Below are 4,057 nucleotides of genomic sequence, written 5' to 3' on the forward strand. Positions count from 1 at the left end.
TTTTACTCTTTTGTTTTTAGGTATTCGTCGAATTGTTTTTGCATTTCTTCTTGGATTTTATCTAATCCTGCTGCTTTTAATTCTTCATTAAATGTTGGTAAAACATCATCTGGGTTAACGGTACCTGTATGTAAGCTTGAAATGTATTGAGCGACTACTGTTTGAACGTTCGCAATTTCAGTTTTTACATTGTCTGTTACAAAGTTAAATCCTAATAATGGTGATTCTTCAGCATTTTGTAATCCTTCTTCTGATGCTGCGATTTGTTCATCAGTAATTTTTTCATCTTTATATAAGATATCCGCATTACCTGTATTCCATGCTGACATATGGCTTGCACCTTCATTGTATGCTGGTAATAATTTAATCGTACCATCTTCATTCATTTCCCAGTTTTCGCCTTCTGGTCCATAAACTAAAGTATTTAAAATTTCAGGATTTGTATTGACTTCGTTTAATACTTTGACTGCTGCTTCTTTATTATCTGAATTTTGTGACACAACAAAGTTAGCCATACGCGCTTGAGCGACTGATTTCAATGGAACTTGTGTATAAGCTTGAATTTGTAATTCTTTGCCTGAAACTGTTTGTAATAAGTAGTTACCATAGTCACGTGGTCCCACAGTCTCACGACGGACTGCCCATGTGTCTGCTTCTAATGGATAACCTTGATCACTTGTTGCTGCATCTGCAGGTAAGTAACCTTTATTATAGAAATCATGCATTACTTTTAAATCAGGAATTAAAGAATCGCCTTCTTCATAAGGGTTAATAATTTTAGTCTTATCGCCTAACATATCAATTCCTAGAGGAACGGTATCGCCTAATACAAAGTCGAAGTCATGACCGACACGCCATCCTTGACCTGCTGCTAATCCCGCAACACCACTTTCGCCTTCTTTAACAGCTTTTAATAATGGTTCCAAATCGGTCATACTTTTTACAGAAGTATAGTCAAAGTCATATTTTTCTAAAAATGTTGGGTTAAATGCCCAATATTGCTCAGCATACACATTACCATTAACAGGGAATGCATATAATTTTCCATTTACTGTACTACCTTTAATATAGGCTTCATCTAACATTTCTAATGATTCTGGAGCATATTCTTCCATCAATTCTGTTAGATCTGCATAAGCACCTTTTTGAGCATTGTCTAAAAAGTTAACCGCAAAAGCAATATCATATTTTTCACCTGCATTGGTCATAACGGTCATTTTTTGATCGTACTCACCCCAACCGATGTATTCCATATCGATTTTAGCATTGACTTTTTCGACTAATTTCTCATTAACGATTTCCAATAGCTTATCCAAATTATCTGGAGCCGTTCCAATTTGATACCATTTAACCGTTGTAGGTTCTTCGGCAAATACATTGGTTACAGGTGATGTTGTTAAAACACTTGATAAAGCTAAGGCACCGACAGCCGCTGATTTTACAATTTTTTTGAACATATTTTTCTCTCCTTTAAATCTCTCTTGATTCTCCAACGCCTACCAACTTCATTTCGCTACTCCTTCACCCCTCCAATCGTTAAACCACTAATAAAGTATTTTTGGAAGAATGGATAACTCACCGCAATTGGTAATGTCGCAATTACAACGAGGGCCATTCGAGTTGCTTCCTTAGGAATATTTAGTTGCGATATATTAATACCTAAACCCGCATTATCTAACATATAGTCGATATTACTTTGAATATTCATCAATACATATTGCAGTGGATATAAATTAGTTTTAGTAATATAAAGTAATGCATTGAACCAGTCATTCCAATAACCAATCGCTGCAAATAATCCAATCGTCGCTAACCCTGGTACTGATAATGGCAAGACAATTTGTAAAAAGACTCTCAATTCACTCGCACCATCAATACGAGCTGATTCGATAATAGAATTCGGAACACTCTTCTTGAAAAAGGTACGCATAATAATAATATTAAACGGACTAAAAGCTGCCGGTAATATTAAGGCCCAAATGGTATTTTTTAATTTTAATAAATTGGTTACCACAATATAACCTGGTACTAACCCCGCCCCAATTAACATTGGGATAATAATTAATACTAAGAAAAATTTCTTAAAGGGTAAATTTGGTCGAGATAGTGCATAAGCATAGGTGCTCGTAAAGGTGACATTAATAATGGTTCCTAAAACGGTCACCAAAACAGAAACCATTAAGGCATTAAGAATTTGACCTGACATCGTGGATAGATAACGATAGCCTTCAATACTCCACTCAGATGGGAATAGTTTATAACCATTTTGAATAATGGAACTTTCACTCGTTAACGATACAATAATAATAAAGATGAATGGAAATACTCCTAAAAATCCTACTATACTCATTAAAATACTAAAGATAAAATTGGTTCGTTTACCGAAGCGATCCACTTGGACTCTTTCGATTTTTTTCTTCACCATGTGTGTCACTCCTTCATTAAATAACTGCTGATTCTGGATCTATTTTTCTAACAATCATATTCGCTACTGACAGTAAAATAAATCCTACAAATGATTGATAAAGACCGGCTGCCGTTGCCATCGAGATATCACCGGATGCTGTTAAAGCATTATAGATATGAGTATCCAATACGGCTGTAACATTGTATAACAGACCAGAATTTCGTGGTATTTGGTAGAATAAACCGAAGTCAGCTCTAAAGATACCACCTAAAGCTAAGATCGTTAAAACAATCATCATCGGAACAATCTGTGGTATCATCACATGACGAATTTGTTGCCACTTAGTAGCCCCATCCACTTCGGCCGCTTCATAATATGTCTTATCAATACCAACTATTGCTGCAAAATAAATAATCGAACTATAACCGATACCTTTCCAAATACCTAAGAAGATTAGTAAAGGTGGCCAAATACCTGGTGTTACATACCAGTTTTTGGCGACGCCACCTGCTTCTCGAATAAGGTTAGGTATTAATCCTTTGTCCACACTTATAAAGGATGATACAAAGAAACTCACAATTACCCATGATAAGAAATAAGGTAACAGCATCGATGTCTGAATTGTTTTAACTAAAAAACGATTACGCATCTGACTCAAAATAATGGCAAAACTTACCGCAATAATCAATCCTACAAAAATAAAGAACAAATTATATAAGACAGTGTTTCTAGTAATAATATAAGCATTACGTGAACTGAATAAGAACTCGAAGTTTTTGAATCCTACCCATTGACTATTAAAAATACTGGAAAAAAAGCCTCCATCATCTGAGAATTGAAATTTTTTAAATGCTACCACATTACCGAATACAGGAATGTAATAAAAAATAATTAACCAGATAAAACCAGGTAAAGCAAAAAACAATAATGGCCAACTACTCTTCAAGCGTTTCATTTTTTGTTTCCGCATTTTTTGTTTTTCCGTTAGTTCCATTTTTACCCCTCCGTTTTTAACCGCTTACAAGTATATTGTAACGAAAACGCTTAAATTCAGCTATTGACTAAATATAGTTAAATTAGGACAAAATATAGAAATGTTGGAATTTTTAAAACGAATTCACTTATCGTGGATAAAATCCATATAATTGTATAAAAAGAAAGGTCATTAATCCCTCCTAACGAGTACAATATTTTTAAGAACCTGTCAAGGTTCGCTACGCTTTCCCCTTTGGTAGAACCTTGCTAGCAATTAGTCAGTAACTAAGACAAAAAATAATTAATGTGCTATTTAATTTTACACGATATTATGGACTTGACTAAAAAAGGATTTTATTAAATTTTAATGGTACTATTAATTTTAATAACTTTACTTGAATTTTATTATCACAGATAAAATTAGTAAATTTAATATTTGTTTCCTTTTCTAAAAGGTATAAATCGGAGTATTATAAATACAATATATGGGAATAAAATATTTCCAATAGTTAAATTTCTGAATTTAAAAAATAGAAAATCAAGGGTATCAATAATAGCAACAATTAAAAAAAGTAAGCAATTTTATTTTTCATAGTCTAAGTATCCTCCTTTTTTAATAAAATAATTATACCAAAAAGTAAACGCTTGTAAAAATTATGGGAGTGGGCAAGAAGT

Annotated in this window: 3 protein-coding genes; all 3 read right to left on the reverse strand. The window is 33.3% G+C overall.

The window, feature by feature from the left end; translation table 11 throughout:
* Nucleotides 1-2 precede the first annotated feature (2 nt).
* From GSA01S_RS09510 to GSA01S_RS09520, 3 genes are read right to left on the reverse strand one after another with little or no spacing between them, the layout of a single operon-like run.
* Nucleotides 3-1,457 carry an ABC transporter substrate-binding protein gene (locus GSA01S_RS09510; RefSeq protein WP_066126960.1) on the reverse strand — a complete coding sequence of 485 codons (1,455 nt, stop codon included), beginning with the start codon at nt 1,455-1,457 and terminating at the stop codon, nt 3-5.
* Nucleotides 1,458-1,513: 56 nt separating this feature from the next.
* A complete protein-coding gene (locus GSA01S_RS09515; protein ID WP_066126962.1) occupies nt 1,514-2,425 on the reverse strand; it encodes a carbohydrate ABC transporter permease in 912 nt (303 codons plus the stop codon).
* Nucleotides 2,426-2,441: 16 nt separating this feature from the next.
* Nucleotides 2,442-3,377: an ABC transporter permease gene (locus tag GSA01S_RS09520; protein WP_371441411.1), complete on the reverse strand. Its 936-nt coding sequence runs from the start codon at nt 3,375-3,377 to the stop codon at nt 2,442-2,444.
* Between the last annotated feature and the right edge of the window lie 680 nt (nt 3,378-4,057).

Source organism: Globicatella sanguinis NBRC 15551, assembly GCF_001552295.1.
Classification (GTDB): domain Bacteria; phylum Bacillota; class Bacilli; order Lactobacillales; family Aerococcaceae; genus Globicatella; species Globicatella sanguinis.

Excerpts from the sequence above, each read along its gene's own strand:
- GSA01S_RS09515 (WP_066126962.1), bottom strand. The coding sequence starts at position 2,425 with ATGGTGAAGAAAAAAATCGAAAGAGTCCAAGTGGATCGCTTCGGTAAA.
- GSA01S_RS09510 (WP_066126960.1), bottom strand. The coding sequence starts at position 1,457 with ATGTTCAAAAAAATTGTAAAATCAGCGGCTGTCGGTGCCTTAGCTTTA.
- GSA01S_RS09520 (WP_371441411.1), bottom strand. The coding sequence starts at position 3,377 with ATGCGGAAACAAAAAATGAAACGCTTGAAGAGTAGTTGGCCATTATTG.